Genomic DNA, 17,345 nt, shown 5'->3' with positions numbered 1-17,345 from the left:
AATGGCGCCATTTCAAAAAGCAATCAGCATTGAAACAGCAATTGCAGATGTTCAGGACGGATCGGTTCTGATGTTTGGCGGTTTTGGAGGAGTCGGGTCGCCTCCTTCATTGATTGAGGCTATTTTGGACAGCGGTGTAACGGATTTAACTGTTATTTGCAATGACGCGGGTTTCCCGGAGATAGGGATCGGCCCGCTTATTGTTAATCAACGGGTCAAAACCCTGATCGCCTCGCATATCGGTTCCAATCCTGTAGCGGGGAAACAGATGACAGACGGGACATTAGAAGTTCAATTTTCACCTCAGGGAACGCTTGCGGAGCGGATTCGCGCCGGCGGAGCGGGACTTGGCGGTATTTTAAGCGATATCGGCATTGATAATCAAATGGTTTGCGAGGAAAAGGACATCGTAACTGTGGCGGGAAAACGATATTTGATAGAAGAAGCGCTGACGGCTGATTTTGCTTTCATCAATGCGTGCATTGCCGATGAATTCGGCAATCTAACGTATGACAAAACCGCGCGCAATATGAATCCGTTAATGGCAATGGCCGCCAGGAGAACCTTTGCCGAAGCTGAGCGTATCGTCCCGATGGGAGAGATTTCTGAAGAAATGATTGTCACACCGGGGGTTTTTGTCGAGGGGGTTGTACGAAGTGAAGGAGTGAAGTGGAAATGGGCTTGGGAGTAGCAGAAAGAGAACAAATCGCAAAACGGGCTGCTGCTGAAATTAAGCAGGGCATGATTGTGAATCTCGGCATCGGCATCCCATCCTTGGTCCCTAACTTTTTGCCAACTGACATGCAGGTCATGTTTCAAGCCGAAAACGGTGTCCTTGGCATTGGAGAAAGTCCTGAAAAGGGAGAAGAGGATGCGCATTTATGCAACGCTGCGGGATATCCTGTCCGGGCTGTAAAAGGGGCTTCCTATTTTGATACTACGATGTCTTTTGCAATGATCAGAAGAGGCAAAATTGACATTACCATCTTAGGCGCCCTGCAGGTGAGCCAATCAGGCGATTTGGCAAATTGGCTTGTTCCGGGAAAAAAGGTGCCGGGTATGGGCGGGGCGATGGAGCTTGCCCAAAAAGCGAAAAAAGTGGTTGTTGTCATGAGTCATACAGATCAAAAGGGAAGGCCTAAATTAACAGAAAGATGTACGCTGCCGTTAACTGCCGCAGGCTGTGTGGATTTGATTATTACCGAAAAAGCGGTTCTTGAGGTCGATGGCCATCACTTTATTTTAAAAGAGCTGATGAATGGCTCGACAATCGAAGAGGTGACGAGGCTGACAGAGGCTGAAATCAAGATAGATATGCCTTTTCTTAAGAGGGGGAATGAGGATGCAAGACATTGAAAGAAAAGTTATCGGGTGGCTTGATCAGCATTCGGCCAAAGCCATTCGTCTTCTCAAAAGGCTGATTGGGGAAAAAAGCACTTTGGGGTCAGAGTTTAACGCCCAAGCTGTTGTGCTTGAAAAACTCCGGCAATTTCATATGGACATTGATGTATGGGAGCCAAGCCTAAAGCAATTAAAACAGCATCCCTACTTTAAATCAAATCGTTCTGATTTTCATGAGAGCCCGAACATCGTGGCGAAAAAAACAGGAGCAGGCGGAGGCAGGTCCCTGATTTTGAACGGCCATATCGATGTTGTGCCTGAAGGAAACATAAAGGATTGGAAGTATGAACCGTATCAAGCTTTCGAAGAGAACGGTAAAATATACGGCCGCGGCTCAACGGATATGAAGGGAGGCAATACAGCCCTTCTTTTTGCTTTAGAAGCCTTGCACGCCTGCGATGTCAAATTGAAGGGAGATGTATTGTTTCAGAGTGTTGTAGATGAAGAGTGCGGCGGCGCCGGAACACTGTCTGCCATCATGAGGGGCTATCGTGCTGACGGGGCGCTGATACCTGAACCGACGAATATGAAACTATTTATAAAGCAGCAGGGCTCAATGTGGTTTCGGATCACAGTGAAGGGATTAGCGGCACATGGGGGCACACGCTATGAAGGGGTAAGCGCGATTGAAAAAAGCATGCATGTTATTACAGCGATACAAGAGCTGGAGAAGGTCCGCAATGCGAAAATCTCAGATCCGCTGTATGACAATATCCCAATACCGGTACCGGTGAATATCGGCACCATCTCAGGCGGTGCCTGGCCATCTTCAGTTGCAGACCGTGTCGTCATAGAAGGGAGATGCGGAATTGCCCCCCATGAGAAACCAGAAGCTGTCAAACTTGAATTGGAAAACTGGCTGAAGGATTTAGAATACCGTGACGAATGGTTTAAACGCCATCCCGTAGAAGTAGAATGGTTTGGCGCTCAGTGGCTGCCGAATGATTTACCAGATGACCACCCTTTAATTTCTGTGCTGCAATCAGCCTATCAAAAAATGAAACAGACAGAGCCGATTCTCGAAGCTTCCCCGTGGGGAACGGATGGAGGGCTTTTATATCATGCAGGAGATACGCCAGTGATCGTCTTCGGGCCAGGGGAAACAAAAGCGGCTCATCAGGCCAATGAATACATTGAGGTTGAAGCCATGATAGAATCTGCTAAAATTATTGCACTTTTTGTCATGGATTGGTGCGGGCTTCATACAGACGGGGAGGATGCGGATGCTCAAGTCGATAAAGAGTAGCGGTGTCACAGCAGTTTTGGACCATGACAGCTTTAATAAACGAATCAGAGTGGTCTGTTATGACGGAGCCATTGAGAAGGCCCTGCCAGATATCGTGGCAGCGGCGAAAGAAGAGAATGCGGAAAAAATCATCGTCTATACGAAGCAGCATGATGAACCAATGCTTGCCAATCAATTATTTGCGCCGGAGGGTTATCTAAAGGGCTATTATCTCGGCCATTCGGCTTGTGTCATGGTTCGTTACCTTTCAGAAAGCCGGAGGCAAACAGATTCATATACTGAGGAACAGGAGATCATCGAATCCTTATATCGCACAGTGCCTCGTCTCCGCAACGACAACATACCCGTATTTACGATGAGAAAAGCAGAGATAAACGACATGTATCAGCTGTCAATGCTGTATAAAAAAGTATTCCGTACGTATCCGACCCCCGTATTTGACCCAGCTTATATTGAAAAGACGATGAAGGCAAATACGGTGTATTATATCATGCTTGATCATGACCGCCTGATCAGCGCAGCAAGCGCAGAAATCAATCCAGAGCTGGGGCATGCAGAAATAACCGATTGTGCTGTGCTGCCGGAATACCGCGGCCATTCGCTGACAAGCTTTTTAATCAAGGCGTTAGAAAAAGAAATGGCTGGAAGGGATATCTTCCATGTGTTTTCTCTCGCCCGTGCTTCGTCTTTTGGGATGAATGCTGTGTTGTACCATTCAGGTTATCAGTATGGCGGAAGGCTGATCAATAATTGCTTTATAGCCGAAGGTCTTGAAAACATGAATATTTGGTGCAAACAACTGTAAGTCAAAACATGCGCGAGGAGGAGTTCGTTTGGAAAACAAATGGTATAAACCGAAACGGCATTGGAAGGAGATCGAGTTATGGAAGGACGTTCCGGAAGAGAAATGGAACGATTGGCTTTGGCAGCTGACACATACTGTTAGAACGTTAGATGATTTAAAGAAGGTCATCAATCTGACCAAGGAAGAAGAGGAAGGTGTCAGAATTTCTACAAAAACGATCCCCTTAAATATTACGCCTTACTATGCTTCTTTAATGGACCCCGACAATCCGAGATGCCCGATCCGCATGCAGTCTGTGCCGCTTTCTGAAGAAATGCACAAAACAAAATACGATCTGGAAGACCCGCTACATGAGGATGAAGATTCACCGGTACCGGGTCTGACACACCGCTATCCCGACCGTGTGCTGTTTCTTGTCACGAATCAATGTTCCATGTACTGCCGCTACTGCACAAGAAGGCGTTTTTCCGGACAAATCGGAATGGGAGTCCCTAAAAAACAGCTGGATGCTGCAATTGCTTATATCAGGGAAACACCTGAAATCCGTGATTGTTTAATTTCAGGCGGTGACGGGCTGCTTATTAATGATCAAATTTTAGAATACATTTTAAAAGAGCTGCGGAGCATTCCGCATTTGGAAGTCATCAGAATCGGAACAAGGGCGCCCGTCGTCTTTCCGCAGCGCATTACCGAACAATTGTGCGAGATATTGAAAAAATATCATCCGGTCTGGCTGAACACCCATTTCAACACAAGCATCGAAATGACAGAGGAATCCGTTGAAGCCTGTGAAAAGCTTGTGAACGCAGGTGTGCCGGTCGGAAATCAGGCTGTCGTATTAGCGGGTATTAATGATTCGGTTCCAATTATGAAAAAGCTTATGCACGATTTGGTAAAAATCAGAGTCCGTCCGTATTATATCTACCAATGTGATCTGTCAGAGGGTATCGGGCATTTCAGGGCGCCTGTTTCCAAAGGTTTGGAGATCATTGAAGGGCTGAGAGGGCATACCTCAGGCTATGCGGTTCCTACCTTTGTCGTTGACGCACCAGGCGGCGGAGGTAAAATCGCCCTGCAGCCAAACTATGTCCTGTCACAAAGTCCAGACAAAGTCATCTTAAGAAATTTTGAAGGTGTGATTACGTCATATCCGGAACCGGAGAATTATATCCCCAACCAGGCAGACGCTTATTTTGAGTCCGTTTTTCCTGAAACCGCTGACAAAAAGGATCCGGTCGGGCTGAGTGCCATTTTTGCTGACAAAGAAGTTTCATTTACACCTGAAAATGTAGACAGAATCAAAAGGAGAGAGGCATACATCGCAAATCCGGAGCATGAAACATTAAAAGACCGGCGTGAGAAAAGAGATCAGCTTAAAGAAAAGAAATTTTTGGCGCAGCAGAAAAAACAGGAAGAGATTGAAAGCGGAGGAGATTCTTCATGAAAACATGCGAATGGTGCGGCGAACTTGAAGCGGTGCCCGGAAGGAACACGGTGTACTGGGAGCTCCCTGATGGAACGAGGGCTATAGAATTGACAGACACCCCCGCCATGGTATGTGCTGCCTGCGGTATGAGCTATCAAGAGGAAAATACGGTTAAGGAGATTGAGGATCAGCTGCTTTTGATTCAAACAAAAAAACTGCCTGAAAGCCTAACGTATCAGCAGCTCATGGAGACAGAAAGGATTTTGAAACGCAACTATTTTGACTTCTCCTGAGTCATGTTTCAGTATTCTTTTGTTGTAATTTTACACTTGAACTGTATAATAGAACAACAAAAGACAGACACCAGGAGGGGAAACCCATGAAATCCTTTTATCACTATTTATTAAAATACAGACACCCGAAGCCGAAGGACAGCATCAGTGAATTTGCCAATCAGGCGTATGAGGATCACAGCTTTCCGAAAACATCAACCGATTATCATGAAATCAGTTCGTATTTGGAGCTGAATGCTGATTATCTTCACACGATGGCAACGTTTGATGAAGCTTGGGATCAATACGAGGCTGAAGTGCACGGCAGATAATAGCTGTTTCATCCGCAGATCACTGCGGATTTTTTTATGTCCATATTCATACCATAATTGGATATTTCCTTTGGTTTTCATGCCCATGCGAATTGGCTTCCCCCGGCATACGATAGCGTATGAGAAATGTTGCGGCGAGGGGGAGACACCATGAAGCAAAATAAACCGAAATTCCAAGTAGGGGATATCGTAGTCGTCATTATGTATGGAACAGTTGGCACCATCACAAAAGTGCATCAAATTGATAAACACTATCTTTATGAAGTCAATCATAACGAAGTTTTATACTTTGAATCGTCCATTCAGCTTTATAAAGATTATGAGGGTGTCATTGTCGACATGGAAAAGCTTGATATTGAATATGAATTCCTTATTGGGGACGTTGTTTATGTAAAAGATTATGGAAAAGAACTCTTTCGCATTATCGGCCACAGGACAGAAATTTGGAGATATTTAGAAGATGGCTGGGAAGATATCATTTATGAGCTCACCCGTTTAAAGGATGGAGAGTGGCTTGAAACGGAGGAAGAGGATCTCACGCTGGTGCTTAGAAAATATGAAATGGACCAGTTTGTACACCAGCTGTTGTTTGTCCACTATGTCGGAGAAACTGGCCATGAGATCGGCGAAGATATCGCATCGTCTGCTCTTCTTCAGTTTGAAGGCGATGATGAAGATCAAGATACCCTTCACATCCTTGCTGTATCAATTGTTGATGAGCTTCTGGATATTTATAATGATTACAAAATTCTGTACGAAATGTTTCATGATGAAGAGTATAAAGATATGATGAAGTTTGTTCTGGAAAGTTTAAAAGAGCATTTCAGTTAGTTTGTGAACATACGGATCAAGATATATAAAAAATAAGGCAGACAGCCCCAAATCATGACACGCGTCATCCCTTTGAGCGTTTTTTCCATTATGATATCAAATCTTTCTCCGTCCAGTGCTTCCATCATTTTAGCGATCATAGCGTCAGCCTCCCATGGCTCGTTTTTTATTCAATATATGACTGAAAGAATTGTTTAGAACACCGGGTATAATTCAGCCTGTTTTTTCATAAAACATAAAAAAGGAGGCGGTACGGAGATGAAAGAGATAGATCTTGTAATTGATACGGAAGAAATCGCTGAATTTTTTTACAGAGAGCTTGCAAGACGGGGCTACATACCGAGTGAGGATGAGCTGTTTGAAATCGCTGATATTACCTTTGATTATTTGATAGAAAAATGTATGATAGATGAAGAGCTGGATGAAGATGAGTGAGGCTTAAAACCGGAGCGGTCAGCTCCGGTTTTATTATTCATGTTCTATGACTTCTGTGAAATTGAGGTGGTTACATTGTTGTACAAGCCCGTTAGTTTGTTTCTTTTCTTCCTCATTCTAGCTGCGGCCATTCATACAAATGCTGTTCAGTCTGCAGATGAAGCCATAAGCAAAGCGGCTGTTTTGATCCGCCAGCCATGGCTTAATGATGTCATGACAGGAATCACGCATCTTGGTGCTTCTTCTTTTCTGCTTCCTCTAATTGTGATCATCGGAGCGGGCCTGTTTTTCTACAGAAAAACATGGGATGGCCTGTTGATGCTCTTGGTATTCGGCGCAGATCGGCTGTTAAACAAAGTCCTAAAAGAATGGATCGAAAGAGTGAGGCCTGATTTTGCACCGCTGGTTCATGAATCATCCTACAGTTTTCCGAGCGGCCACTCTATGAATGCTGCTTGTGTCTATCCTGTCATTGCTTATGTTTTAGTGAAACACCTCCCGTTTTTGTCCAAGCATAAAAAAATGGTATATACCATTGCCGGCGTAATCACTGTTTTGGTCGGCTTAAGCAGAATCTATCTGGGGGTTCATTTTTTGACAGACGTGTTAGGAGGCTTCAGTCTCGGCTTGCTTCTGTTTTTCCTGGTAAAAGATTTTGACGAAAAGATTAAGCGGTTTCGACAAAAATAGAGAGAGGAAAACACAGCAAAAACGCCAATATGTTAAAGAAATAAAAGGGAGGGGATCTTGATGATGTTATCCGTGTTTAAAAAGAAGTCTTGTTCCTATGACGTGACAATATTTCAAACACCCCGGTTTGGCGAAAAAAAGGGCTACAAAGCCGTCTATCGAACTGAACTGAACGGGAGCGATCATCAAGATGTACTGAAAAGAGCGTTCTCTTTGTTTAATGTATTCGACACTGTTCCGAGTGATTATGATGCGAGATTTATGGCTACAGGGGACGTGATCCTGATTGATGAAGGCAGAAAAGGGAAAACATATTATCAACTGCTTCCCGCCGGCTGGAGGAAAATCAACCGTCTGATTGTACAAACGACATAACGAAAAGAAAACTGCGGAAATCCGCAGTTTTCTGCAATTTAAGGCTTGCGTTTGGCAGCGGAATATTCTTTCCCGTGTGCTTCTTCAGCTGCAATGATATCTTTTTCAGGTATATGATTGTTCTTTTTTTGGCCGGTGATCCGGTTACGATGTTTTTTACCCATGTCCCATCCCTCCTTCCTGCGGTTAGGTTTTCAAATTAACACCCCGATTATCCGCTTTTCTCAGAAAGCGCCTAACAGATCCCCGAACATTTCTTTTTTCTGCATATTCCTTTATAATCAATGCTGAAGTTTGTTTCATCATGACATTCGTTGTAAAATGGACGGGCTGGATGATAATTTAGATTTACAGGAGGATATGAGATGAGCGTACATATAGGTGCTGAAAAGGGACAAATTGCGGATACTGTGCTTTTGCCGGGTGATCCTCTCAGAGCAAAATTCATTGCAGAAACGTATCTTGAAAATGTAGAATGCTACAATGAAGTCAGAGGCATGTATGGGTTTACCGGTACATATAAAGGCAAAAAAATCTCAGTGCAAGGCACGGGAATGGGCGTTCCGTCTATTTCAATTTATGTGAATGAATTAATTCAAAGCTACGATGTGCAGAATCTAATAAGAGTAGGTTCTTGCGGCGCTATCCGTAAAGATGTCAAAGTGCGAGATGTCATTTTAGCGATGACCTCCTCAACTGATTCACAAATGAACAGAGTCGCTTTCGGAAGCATTGATTTTGCGCCTTGTGCAGATTTCGAGCTTTTAAAAAATGCCTATGATGCCGCAAAGGATAAAGGCGTGCCGGTGACTGTAGGAAGCGTATTTACTGCTGACCAGTTCTACAATGACGATTCACAAATTGAAAAGCTTGCAAAATACGGTGTGCTGGGTGTTGAAATGGAAACCACTGCATTGTATACATTAGCAGCGAAGCACGGAAGAAAAGCGCTGTCAATTCTCACCGTGAGTGATCACGTATTAACAGGAGAAGAAACGACAGCGGAAGAGCGTCAAACCACATTTCATGATATGATAGAAGTGGCTTTACATTCCGTATCACAATAAAATAAATCAAGAGGCGTGCTGGGTGCCGGCAGCCTCTTCTTTATGAATGCGGAAACGATTGATAAAAGGAAGGTAATGTAATATGAAAAAGTCCGGTAAATGGTTCTCACTGGCTGCCGCTCTGAGTGTAACGGCAATAGTCGGAGCCGGCTGCAGCATGTCAAATGGAGATGCTCAAAAGGATACGAAAACCACAGCAGAAACAAAGCAAGCAGAACAAAAAACAGCTGACAGCAAAAAAACAAACACCCAGGACAGTGAGTTTTCATTGGAAAGCAAGTATTTCAATGATATTAAAAAAGTGGACGGTCTGGAAACCATTCAAAATCCAGAAAATATACTCGCGCTTGTCAATAAACAATACGCGCTGCCCGGAAACTATGAACCTAGCGATCTTGTCATACCTGATGTGGAGTTTTCTTTTGAAGAAAAGATTCAAAAACGTTATATCAGAAAGGAAGCGGCAGATGCGTTAAAAACGATGTTCGATGCTGCGAAAAAGGAAGGCTATGAACTGGCGGCTGTCTCAGGATACCGTGCGTATGACAGACAGAAAGTCATTTTCGACAATGAAGTAAGCCTTAAAGGAGAAAAGAAGGCAAGAGAAGCGGTTGCTTATCCAGGTGAAAGTGAGCACCAAACAGGCCTTGCGATGGACATTTCCAGCCGAAGCAATGGCTTTGAGCTAAATGAAGCCTTCGGTAGCACGGCCGATGGGAAATGGGTGCAGGACAATGCTTATAAGTATGGCTTTGTCATTCGCTATCCGAAAAATAAAGAAGATATTACGAAATATGAATATGAGCCATGGCACCTGCGCTATGTAGGCAAAAAGGCCGCGAAAGTCATGCATGATAATGATTTAACGCTGGAAGAGTACTTTGAAAAAGTGAAAAAAATCTAAAAGAGATAGCCCGCTTACCATTGATAAGCGGGCTTACTTGTATTCGGTAATCTAGCATTGATCTGACTATGATTCTCTATTTACCAGAAGAATAAACCAGCCAGAGCCACTCCTGCAATTAAACCGAGGGAAATCCCGTAAGCCGCTCCATATCCCCAATAACCGCCCCAATATCCGTAACCGAAACCTCTTGGCCCTGCGCCGACCGGAGCAATAAAAACTCTGTCTCTTGTTACACGGGTAATTCTGCCGACGTGAACTCTTCCGCCTCTCTCTGTAATTCTGACGACTTTACCTTGATGGTTACGGCAAAGATGGTAATATCTCTCCAATATTGTTCCCTCCTATACTGACTTTCTATCAGCATATGATAGATAGGAAAAAAAGGTTGGACGAAAATAGGGGGCGATACGCCGTTTTACTTATACGCGATAAAAATACAATGACCCATGTACTCACTATATATTTGCATGAGCTGATAGTGTGTTTGAAGCGTATCGTAATAGATGGGGGCGATCGTTTGCGATAAATCCATTTCTGTGGTTGGTTCAAATTCCATGTCTTCTGGAAGCAGTGTCATCGCTTCCGTTTTTTGAAAGCCATAAGATCTTAAGAGTTTATGCCATTCGCTTTCTTCATGCAAGCAAGTAAATCCGTAAAAATCCATCATTTGATTCTTTTCTGCAGGGGGCATCGGTTTTTTTAAAGCTGCTTCAATACCAATCAGCATCCCGCCAGGTTTTAAAACTCTTGAAATTTCTTGAAGAGAGGAAGTCAGGCGTGAAAAACTGAGGACCGACTCTGACAGGACGCAGGAAAAGGATTCAGAAGAAAACGGGAGATGTTCCAGCTCCGCCTGATATGCAGGGATGGCAAGCCCTTCATTTGCAAATCTTTTTTTCGCTTTTTCAAGCATGATAGGATCTTTATCAACGACTGTCACAGGATACAGCAAATGTCCTAAATAAGCCGCTGTTTGCCCTGTTCCGCATCCAGCATCAAGTATCGGCTGATCCGGGGAGGGCGCAGCCTTTTGCAAGACTGCTTTTGAAAAAGCCAGCCCGCCTGGGTGCGCTCCTGCGACACCGAATAAGGACAGCATTTCTAAATATCGGCTCAATATCGAATCCTCCTTTTTCTTTATCATATGTCGTATAAAGACATAGGTTTATGAAAAGCAAAAGAAGGGCGTTTCTCTCTCATTTCTGCTCCGAGTTGACGAATAAGAATTCGTCCATGATAATAATGTAAGAAGAAAAAGGTGGTGTTTAATTGAAACGGCAATTAAAACTGTTTTTTATTGTGCTGATCACTGCGGTTGTCGCTTCAGCGCTTACTTTATTTATTACGGGCAATTCCAGTATCCTGGGCCAAAAATCAGCAAGCACAGGAGACAGCAAGTTCGACAAATTAAATAAAGCGTATGAGCAAATCAAGAGTGATTATTACCAAAAAACAGATGATGACAAATTAGTAGACGGAGCAATTAAAGGAATGATTCAATCTCTGGATGATCCGTATTCCACATATATGGATCAAGAGCAAGCGAAATCATTCGACGAAACGATTTCTGCATCTTTTGAAGGAATCGGTGCCCAAGTGGAGGAGAAAGACGGAGAAATCCTTATTGTATCACCAATTAAAGGTTCACCTGCTGAAAAAGCCGGTATTAAACCAAGGGACCAAATCCTAAAAGTGAATGGAAAAAGCGTTAAAGGCATGAATGTAAATGAGGCCGTTGCTTTAATCCGAGGCAAAAAGGGCACAAAGGTGAAGCTTGAGCTGAACAGAGCGGGAGTGGGTCATATCGATCTTTCCATTAAACGCGATACCATTCCTGTAGAAACTGTCTATTCAGAGATGAAAGACAACAAAATCGGAGAAATTCAAATCACTTCTTTCTCTGAAACAACAGCTAAAGAGCTGACAAATGCGATTGACAGTTTAGAGAAAAAAGGCGCCAAAGGCTATATTTTAGACTTGAGAGGCAACCCGGGCGGCTTAATGGAACAAGCGATTACGATGAGCAACCTGTTCATTGATAAAGGGAAAAACATCATGCAGGTTGAATACAAAAACGGTTCAAAAGAAGTCATGAAGGCTGAAAAAGAACGTAAAGTGACCAAACCGACCGTCGTTTTGGTAAATGACGGTACAGCAAGCGCCGCCGAAATTATGTCCGCTGCCCTTCATGAATCGTCAAACATACCGTTAATCGGTGAAACGACATTCGGCAAAGGCACAGTGCAAACGGCAAAAGAATATGATGATGGCTCTACCGTCAAACTGACAGTCGCCAAATGGCTGACTGCTGACGGTGAATGGATTCACAAAAAAGGCATCAAACCTCAAGTGAAAGCAGAGCTGCCTGATTACGCGAAGCTGCCGTATTTGGACGCAGATAAAACGTACAAATCAGGTGATTCAGGCACAAACGTTAAAGTGGCCCAGAAAATGCTCAAAGCACTTGGTTACAAGGTAAAGGTTACCGGTACGTATGACCAGGATTTTGTATCTGTCGTCAAACAGTTCCAGAAAAAAGAGAAACTGAAAGAAACAGGCGTATTGACTGGCGATACAACAACGAAATTAATGACAGAACTTCAAAAGAAGCTGTCAAATAATGATACGCAAATGGAAAAGGCAATTGAAACACTAAAAAAAGAAATGTAAAAAAACCATACGCGGCTGCCGCGTATGGTTTTTTTATGCACCTTTTTGATTCGGGTTAGCGTCTTGTTTTTTGCCAAATAAACCTTCAATGACAGGATTGGATCCCGCTTTTTTAACGAACAGCGGATTCAGAATAACCACAGCGATCATGTTAGCGGCCAGTCCCCAGAATCCTTCATAAATGCCATGTGCGGACTGAGTGGTGTACACAATAAACGTTACCGCAAGACCGGCTAATAATCCGATAACCGTCGCTTCTTTCGTTTGGTTTTTCCAGAACAGGCTGACAGCAATCGCAGGGAAAATTTGCACCATACCGGATACGCCTAATAGCTGAAGTGTCACTAAAGCAGTCGGAAACAGCATTCCAAACAGAAGCGCAAGGCCGATGACAACAAACACCATTGAACGTGTGACGAGGGTCAGCTTGCTTTGAGACACAGTCGGATGAATCAAGTCGCGGTACAAGTTATTGGCGAACAAATTTGATGCCCCGATTGCCATGATGGAACAAGGGATCAATGAAGCAAGAGCAATCGTGGCATATGCAAAACCTTGTGCCACGCCGCCGTAAGATGTTTGAATCAAATGCAGCAGCGCCAGTCTTGGATTTGTATCTTCCGGCAGAACAAGAAAGGCGATAAATCCAAGAAAAATGACCAAAATTAACACAATATTGTAAAGCGGCAAAAACATGCTGTTTTTTCTTACTGCATCGGCGCTTTTCGCTGTAAAAACGCCTGTAGCGGCGTGTGCCCACATAAAAAGTGCCAAGGCGGAAACAATAGATGCTGTGATAAACCAAGGAATGCCTTTTGGCCCTTCTGCCGGTATCGTCAGCATTTGCGGCGCTTCCTTCACTAACGTGTCAATCATTGGCGTCCAGCCGTTAAAATGAATGAGAGGGAGAGACACCACCATAAACAGCATAATGACCCATACTAAAATGTCTTTAATGATAGCTGTATATGTAGGCCCTTTAATCCCGCTGAAGAATGTATAAAGAGCAACGAGAATAAATGAAATGATTACAACGAATTTCACATTAATATATCCGGTGCCGGCAACCTGAAGCGTGTCTTGAATGCCGCTCAGCTGAAGGCATATGTACGGAATAAGCATGAGTACCCCGACGATGGCAACAAGGCTTGCCAAAAGCTTACTGTTAAAACGTTCCCGAGCGTAATCCGCGAGTGTTGTTAATTTATGAATTTTCGCAACTTTCCAAAGTTTAGGCAGGAAGAAGTAGGCAATAAAGTAGGCCAACACAGAGTAGGGAATGGCGAAAAATGCAACGCTTCCCCCTGTAAAAGCCGTACTGGTTAACCCCAAGAACGTATAGGCCGTATAGAGGTCAGCTCCTACTAAAAACCAGACGAGAAGACCGCCGAAGCGCCTGCCGCCGACAGACCATTCTTCCACAGAAGTGCGTGAGGATTTGTCTCTTCCGGCAAGAAACCCGATACAGACAACGGTTAAGACGATAATAGCTGTAATAAGAAGTGCAGTCAGATTCCCTTGCATTATTCAAGTCCTCCATCTTTTTTTTGCATCTGATAAATGCCAAACGAGCATAACGGCGTAATGATAATCCACAACAGCAGCCAAAAGTGGAAAAACGGCAGGCCGAACATAATCGGTTCTATTCGATTCACAAGCGGCAAAAGCGCGAGCTGAACGAATGGCAAAAGAATAAGAATAACAATAAGTGCTTTTTTAACCATTTACTTTCCTCCTGAAACATGATAATGCTCACTATAATAGCAGTTGTAAGATAAGATCACAAGATAATTATTAGAAAAAAATGATTTTTTCAATTATTTAATCAAAACACATGGTTTGCATCCTTTTCAATAAAGGTTTAAAATGATAAATATCTTGAAATCGAGATAAATAGGAGTGAGAAAATGAAAACAGAAGGATTGCACCATGTCACAGCATTTGCGAGAGATCCGCAGGAAAACTTGCGATTTTATACAGAAGTGCTTGGGCTCAGGCTTGTTAAAAAAACAGTAAACTTTGATGATCCCGGAACGTATCATTTTTACTTTGGGAATCAAAATGGAGATCCCGGCACAATAATGACCTTTTTCCCGTTCCAAGGAAGCGGACAGGGAACGGTCGGCAAAGGCCAAGCGGGCCGGGTGTACTTTTCAGTTCCTGCAGGCTCCCTGTCTTTTTGGAAGGAGCGTCTTGAGAAAAACGGGCTGAACCTAGAGGAAAAGACGTTATTCGGTGAAAAGGGCCTTATTTTTGATGATACAGAAGACCTTCCGCTGGCGATCATGGAGGATGCGAAAAGCAGCAAAAGCGAGTGGACGCCTGATGGGATCACAACAAATGAAGCAATTACGGGAATGAAAGGCGTGCTGCTGTATTCCTACGACCCGCAGGCAACCATACAATTGTTAACGGAAAGCTTTGGATATATCAAAGTGGACGAAGAAGATCAGATTGTCAGGCTGACATCCTCAGCAGCTGTCGGCGGCGTCATTGACGTTCATTTACATCCTGAAAAAAGAGGGGTGGGAGGTTATGGGACGGTACACCATGTAGCGTTTCGGACAAAGAAAGAGGAACAGGCGAAATGGCTGCCGATTATTGCTGAACACCATCTGCCTGCGTCAGAAATCCTTGACAGGGAATACTTTACATCCGTTTATTTCAGAGAGAAAGGCGGTATCTTATTTGAAATCGCCACAGATGAACCGGGTTTTATGACAGATGAATCATTTGATAAGCTGGGGACTTCCTTAAAACTGCCTGATTGGCTGGAGAAACATAGACAACAAATTACAGACATTTTGCCTGAACTTTAAAGGGGGAATTTATGATGAAGCATATTTATGAAAAAGGGACATCTGAAAACGTACTTTTGCTGTTGCATGGCACAGGCGGAAATGAACACGATCTGCTTTCATTGGGCCGGTTTATAGACCCTCATGCCCATTTGCTTGGTGTCAGAGGATCAGTGCTTGAAAATGGAATGCCGCGATTTTTCAAACGTCTGAGTGAAGGGGTTTTTGATGAAAAGGATCTTGTGGTGCGGACAAGAGAATTGAAAGATTTTATCGACGAGGCTGCAGACACGCATCAATTTGATCGCAGCCGAGTGATTGCAGTCGGTTATTCAAACGGTGCAAATATTGCGGCAAGCCTGCTTTTTCATTATAAAGATGTGTTAAAAGGAGCTATTCTGCATCATCCAATGGTTCCGATTCGCGGTATCGAGCTGCCTGATATGGCCGGGCTTCCCGTTTTTATCGGTGCTGGGAAATATGACCCTCTCTGCACGAAGGAAGAATCAGAAGAGCTTTACCGCTATTTACGTGACAGCGGAGCATCAGCCTCCGTTTTCTGGCAGGACGGGGGCCATCAACTGACTCAGCATGAAGCTGAACAGGCCCGTGAATGGTACAAAGAAGCGATTGTATAAAAAAAACCTTAGTCCGTATGTCGGACTAAGGTTTTTCATATCCTTACAGCCAAGTTGACACTTTTGAAAGCGGCAGGCGGTTGCTTTGATGGGCAGGTTTTACTGCTTTGCCGATTGAAATAAGCATAACAGGAACATAGCGTTCACTGATATCAAACTGCTTTTGGAACTGCTCTTTGTTAAATCCGCCGATTGCGCAAGTATCATAGCCTTTTGCTTTTGCGGCAATCATAAGCTGCATAGCAGCTAAAGAAGCATTTAAGAAAGCGGAATCACGTGCGAATTGCTCGCTTTGGTAGGCACCGTTGATTTGGCCGAGCAAAGTCTGTTTGATTTCATCTGTAATATAGCCTTGGCTTGCTAATTCAGCGTAAACTTCTTCACCGTTTTCATTTGCCTTTAAATCGCCTAAAATGGCAACAACAGCGGAAGACTCAACGATTTGTTTTTGATTATACGCTACAGGAAGAAGTGCCGCTTTTGATTCATCGCTGTGGAATACTGTAAAATGCCAATGCTGAAGGTTCCAAGCTGAAGGTGCTTTAGCGGCAAGATCCAATAGCTCAGTCAGCTCTTCCTTAGAGATCGGGGCATTTGTATCATATTCCTTTACAGATGCTCGTGCTTTTAAAACATCCAGAGTATTCGTCATAGTGTTTCCTCCTTCGGATAAACGTGGTATGATAATAGAAAAGTTAGAAGCTTACTAAATGTAACTTGAAAGATTATTGTAATGGATCATTGAATACATGTCAATCAATAGATGAAGGGATGAGGACTTGTGGGAAATACAATGTGCCCTAAAATGGAAACCGCTTTCTCATTGCTGGGAAAACGATGGAACGGTCTGATCATCCATGTGCTTATGGATGGGCCGAAACGGTTTAAAGAGATAACGGAAACAATACCGATGATCAGCCAAAAAATGTTGGCGGAGCGCCTGAAAGAGCTTGAACAAAACGAGATTGTCGAACGGCAGGTTCTCCCTGAAACGCCGGTCAAGGTCATCTACACGCTGACTGAAAAAGGGACAGCGCTTCAAGCTGTATTCCAAGAGATGCAGGCATGGGCAGATCAATTTTGCGAGCCTGGTGACACAGTGTGCGAAGAAGAGAAATAAGGAAATTAGCGTCTGAAAAAAGAGCTTTTGTTTCAATGATGAGTCATGTAAGTGTCGGTTCACACCCGTTTACATGACCTTTTATATTTGTCAGAATGGCATTTCGGGATTTGCAAACGTGTCATGTAGAAGGGAGTATGCTTAAAATAAGAAATAACCCATAAGTTACAGCGTGCAGCCTGTTGTGGTTTACCCTGTTATGCAAATTACAATGCGGAATGCTAACCGCCAGCAGTTTCCAATTGGCATAGAGACTGGATTTCAAAAAAGATCCAGGCACCTCGTTTTGCAGGATGATTTCATTCTGGTTCCGTAAGAAGAGAGAGCTCTTT

24 protein-coding genes are annotated in these 17,345 nt (G+C 43.7%); 17 read left to right on the top strand and 7 right to left on the bottom strand.

Features of this window, described 5'->3' with window-relative positions:
• The first annotated feature begins 1 nt into the window (after window position 1).
• The 8 genes from CDO84_RS09775 to CDO84_RS09740 all read left to right on the top strand — a co-directional run bounded on the left by CDO84_RS09775 (window position 2) and on the right by CDO84_RS09740 (window position 6,313).
• Entirely contained in the window at window positions 2–691 is a 690-nt protein-coding gene (locus CDO84_RS09775) for a CoA transferase subunit A (protein ID WP_014664308.1), read from the top strand.
• On the top strand, window positions 676–1,356 hold the full coding sequence (locus CDO84_RS09770; RefSeq protein WP_040082859.1) for a 3-oxoacid CoA-transferase subunit B: 681 nt from the start codon (window positions 676–678) through the stop codon (window positions 1,354–1,356). Before CDO84_RS09775 ends, CDO84_RS09770 begins: the two co-directional genes overlap by 16 nt.
• A complete protein-coding gene (locus CDO84_RS09765) occupies window positions 1,337–2,647 on the top strand; it encodes a peptidase (protein ID WP_082032988.1) in 1,311 nt (436 codons plus the stop codon). The genes CDO84_RS09770 and CDO84_RS09765 overlap by 20 nt, the downstream gene beginning before the upstream one ends.
• A complete protein-coding gene (gene ablB / locus CDO84_RS09760; RefSeq protein WP_040082861.1) occupies window positions 2,625–3,452 on the top strand; it encodes a putative beta-lysine N-acetyltransferase in 828 nt (275 codons plus the stop codon). The genes CDO84_RS09765 and ablB overlap by 23 nt, the downstream gene beginning before the upstream one ends.
• A 28-nt stretch (window positions 3,453–3,480) precedes the next feature.
• A complete protein-coding gene (gene ablA, locus CDO84_RS09755; protein ID WP_040082863.1) occupies window positions 3,481–4,896 on the top strand; it encodes a lysine 2,3-aminomutase in 1,416 nt (471 codons plus the stop codon).
• Window positions 4,893–5,171 (top strand): YokU family protein, encoded by a 279-nt coding sequence (locus CDO84_RS09750; protein WP_040082864.1) that lies wholly within the window; start codon window positions 4,893–4,895, stop codon window positions 5,169–5,171. The genes ablA and CDO84_RS09750 overlap by 4 nt, the downstream gene beginning before the upstream one ends.
• Window positions 5,172–5,257: 86 nt before the next feature.
• Window positions 5,258–5,482 carry a YozE family protein gene (locus CDO84_RS09745; protein WP_003241575.1) on the top strand — a complete coding sequence of 75 codons (225 nt, stop codon included), beginning with the start codon at window positions 5,258–5,260 and terminating at the stop codon, window positions 5,480–5,482.
• A 150-nt stretch (window positions 5,483–5,632) separates the two neighbouring features.
• Window positions 5,633–6,313: a hypothetical protein gene (locus CDO84_RS09740; protein WP_014664302.1), complete on the top strand. Its 681-nt coding sequence runs from the start codon at window positions 5,633–5,635 to the stop codon at window positions 6,311–6,313.
• Here the strand turns inward: CDO84_RS09740 and CDO84_RS09735 are convergent.
• Window positions 6,310–6,453, bottom strand: coding sequence for a hypothetical protein (locus CDO84_RS09735; protein WP_040082865.1), 144 nt, complete (start codon window positions 6,451–6,453; stop codon window positions 6,310–6,312). The genes CDO84_RS09740 and CDO84_RS09735 overlap by 4 nt on opposite strands.
• A gap of 118 nt (window positions 6,454–6,571) precedes the next feature.
• Between CDO84_RS09735 and CDO84_RS09730 the strand changes: the two genes are divergently transcribed.
• The 3 genes from CDO84_RS09730 (at window position 6,572) to yodL (ending at window position 7,813) form a co-directional block, all read left to right on the top strand.
• Window positions 6,572–6,748, top strand: a complete 177-nt coding sequence (locus tag CDO84_RS09730; RefSeq protein ID WP_003231166.1) for a YozD family protein — start codon at window positions 6,572–6,574, stop codon at window positions 6,746–6,748.
• A gap of 78 nt (window positions 6,749–6,826) precedes the next feature.
• On the top strand, window positions 6,827–7,438 hold the full coding sequence (gene pgpB / locus CDO84_RS09725) for a phosphatidylglycerophosphatase PgpB (protein WP_040082866.1): 612 nt from the start codon (window positions 6,827–6,829) through the stop codon (window positions 7,436–7,438).
• 60 nt (window positions 7,439–7,498) lie between these two features.
• Window positions 7,499–7,813: a shape determination protein YodL gene (gene yodL / locus CDO84_RS09720; protein WP_014664300.1), complete on the top strand. Its 315-nt coding sequence runs from the start codon at window positions 7,499–7,501 to the stop codon at window positions 7,811–7,813.
• 38 nt (window positions 7,814–7,851) lie between these two features.
• Here yodL and CDO84_RS09715 read toward each other — a convergent pair whose 3' ends face one another.
• Window positions 7,852–7,977 (bottom strand): hypothetical protein, encoded by a 126-nt coding sequence (locus CDO84_RS09715; protein ID WP_003231174.1) that lies wholly within the window; start codon window positions 7,975–7,977, stop codon window positions 7,852–7,854.
• A gap of 201 nt (window positions 7,978–8,178) precedes the next feature.
• On the opposite strand from CDO84_RS09715, the gene deoD reads away from it, so the two are divergent.
• Both deoD and ldcB read left to right on the top strand, forming a co-directional pair.
• A complete protein-coding gene (gene deoD, locus CDO84_RS09710; protein WP_003241589.1) occupies window positions 8,179–8,880 on the top strand; it encodes a purine-nucleoside phosphorylase in 702 nt (233 codons plus the stop codon).
• 82 nt (window positions 8,881–8,962) lie between these two features.
• Window positions 8,963–9,784, top strand: a complete 822-nt coding sequence (gene ldcB, locus CDO84_RS09705) for an LD-carboxypeptidase LdcB (RefSeq protein ID WP_014664298.1) — start codon at window positions 8,963–8,965, stop codon at window positions 9,782–9,784.
• An 80-nt stretch (window positions 9,785–9,864) separates the two neighbouring features.
• On the opposite strand, the gene CDO84_RS09700 is transcribed toward ldcB, so the two are convergent.
• Complete coding sequence (locus tag CDO84_RS09700) at window positions 9,865–10,116, bottom strand: hypothetical protein (protein WP_014664297.1); 252 nt, start codon at window positions 10,114–10,116, stop codon at window positions 9,865–9,867.
• An 86-nt stretch (window positions 10,117–10,202) separates the two neighbouring features.
• On the bottom strand, window positions 10,203–10,904 hold the full coding sequence (locus tag CDO84_RS09695; protein WP_014664296.1) for a class I SAM-dependent methyltransferase: 702 nt from the start codon (window positions 10,902–10,904) through the stop codon (window positions 10,203–10,205).
• 152 nt (window positions 10,905–11,056) lie between these two features.
• Here CDO84_RS09695 and ctpA point away from each other — a divergent pair, with 152 nt between their 5' ends.
• Window positions 11,057–12,457, top strand: coding sequence for a carboxy-terminal processing protease CtpA (gene ctpA / locus CDO84_RS09690; protein WP_040082868.1), 1,401 nt, complete (start codon window positions 11,057–11,059; stop codon window positions 12,455–12,457).
• A gap of 33 nt (window positions 12,458–12,490) precedes the next feature.
• Here the strand turns inward: ctpA and CDO84_RS09685 are convergent, their stop codons facing one another.
• Both CDO84_RS09685 and CDO84_RS09680 read right to left on the bottom strand, forming a co-directional pair.
• Window positions 12,491–13,981 carry a sodium:solute symporter family protein gene (locus tag CDO84_RS09685; protein ID WP_040082870.1) on the bottom strand — a complete coding sequence of 497 codons (1,491 nt, stop codon included), beginning with the start codon at window positions 13,979–13,981 and terminating at the stop codon, window positions 12,491–12,493.
• A complete protein-coding gene (locus tag CDO84_RS09680; RefSeq protein ID WP_014477095.1) occupies window positions 13,981–14,181 on the bottom strand; it encodes a DUF3311 domain-containing protein in 201 nt (66 codons plus the stop codon). The genes CDO84_RS09685 and CDO84_RS09680 overlap by 1 nt, the downstream gene beginning before the upstream one ends.
• Before the next feature lie 183 nt (window positions 14,182–14,364).
• Here CDO84_RS09680 and CDO84_RS09675 point away from each other — a divergent pair, with 183 nt between their 5' ends.
• Window positions 14,365–15,276: a ring-cleaving dioxygenase gene (locus CDO84_RS09675; RefSeq protein WP_040082871.1), complete on the top strand. Its 912-nt coding sequence runs from the start codon at window positions 14,365–14,367 to the stop codon at window positions 15,274–15,276.
• Between the two features lie 14 nt (window positions 15,277–15,290).
• Window positions 15,291–15,893, top strand: a complete 603-nt coding sequence (locus CDO84_RS09670; protein ID WP_040082873.1) for an alpha/beta hydrolase — start codon at window positions 15,291–15,293, stop codon at window positions 15,891–15,893.
• Between the two features lie 43 nt (window positions 15,894–15,936).
• Here the strand turns inward: CDO84_RS09670 and CDO84_RS09665 are convergent, their stop codons facing one another.
• Entirely contained in the window at window positions 15,937–16,545 is a 609-nt protein-coding gene (locus CDO84_RS09665) for a nitroreductase family protein (RefSeq protein WP_014664292.1), read from the bottom strand.
• Between the two features lie 129 nt (window positions 16,546–16,674).
• Here CDO84_RS09665 and yodB point away from each other — a divergent pair, with 129 nt between their 5' ends.
• Window positions 16,675–17,013 (top strand): transcriptional regulator YodB, encoded by a 339-nt coding sequence (gene yodB / locus CDO84_RS09660; protein WP_014664291.1) that lies wholly within the window; start codon window positions 16,675–16,677, stop codon window positions 17,011–17,013.
• The last annotated feature ends 332 nt before the right edge of the window (window positions 17,014–17,345 follow it).

It is taken from the genome of Bacillus sp. MD-5, assembly GCF_002201875.1.
GTDB classification, from domain to species: Bacteria; Bacillota; Bacilli; order Bacillales; family Bacillaceae; genus Bacillus; species Bacillus stercoris.
Note: the sequence above shows the minus strand (reverse complement) of the source record. Positions and strands in the feature narration are given on the sequence as shown.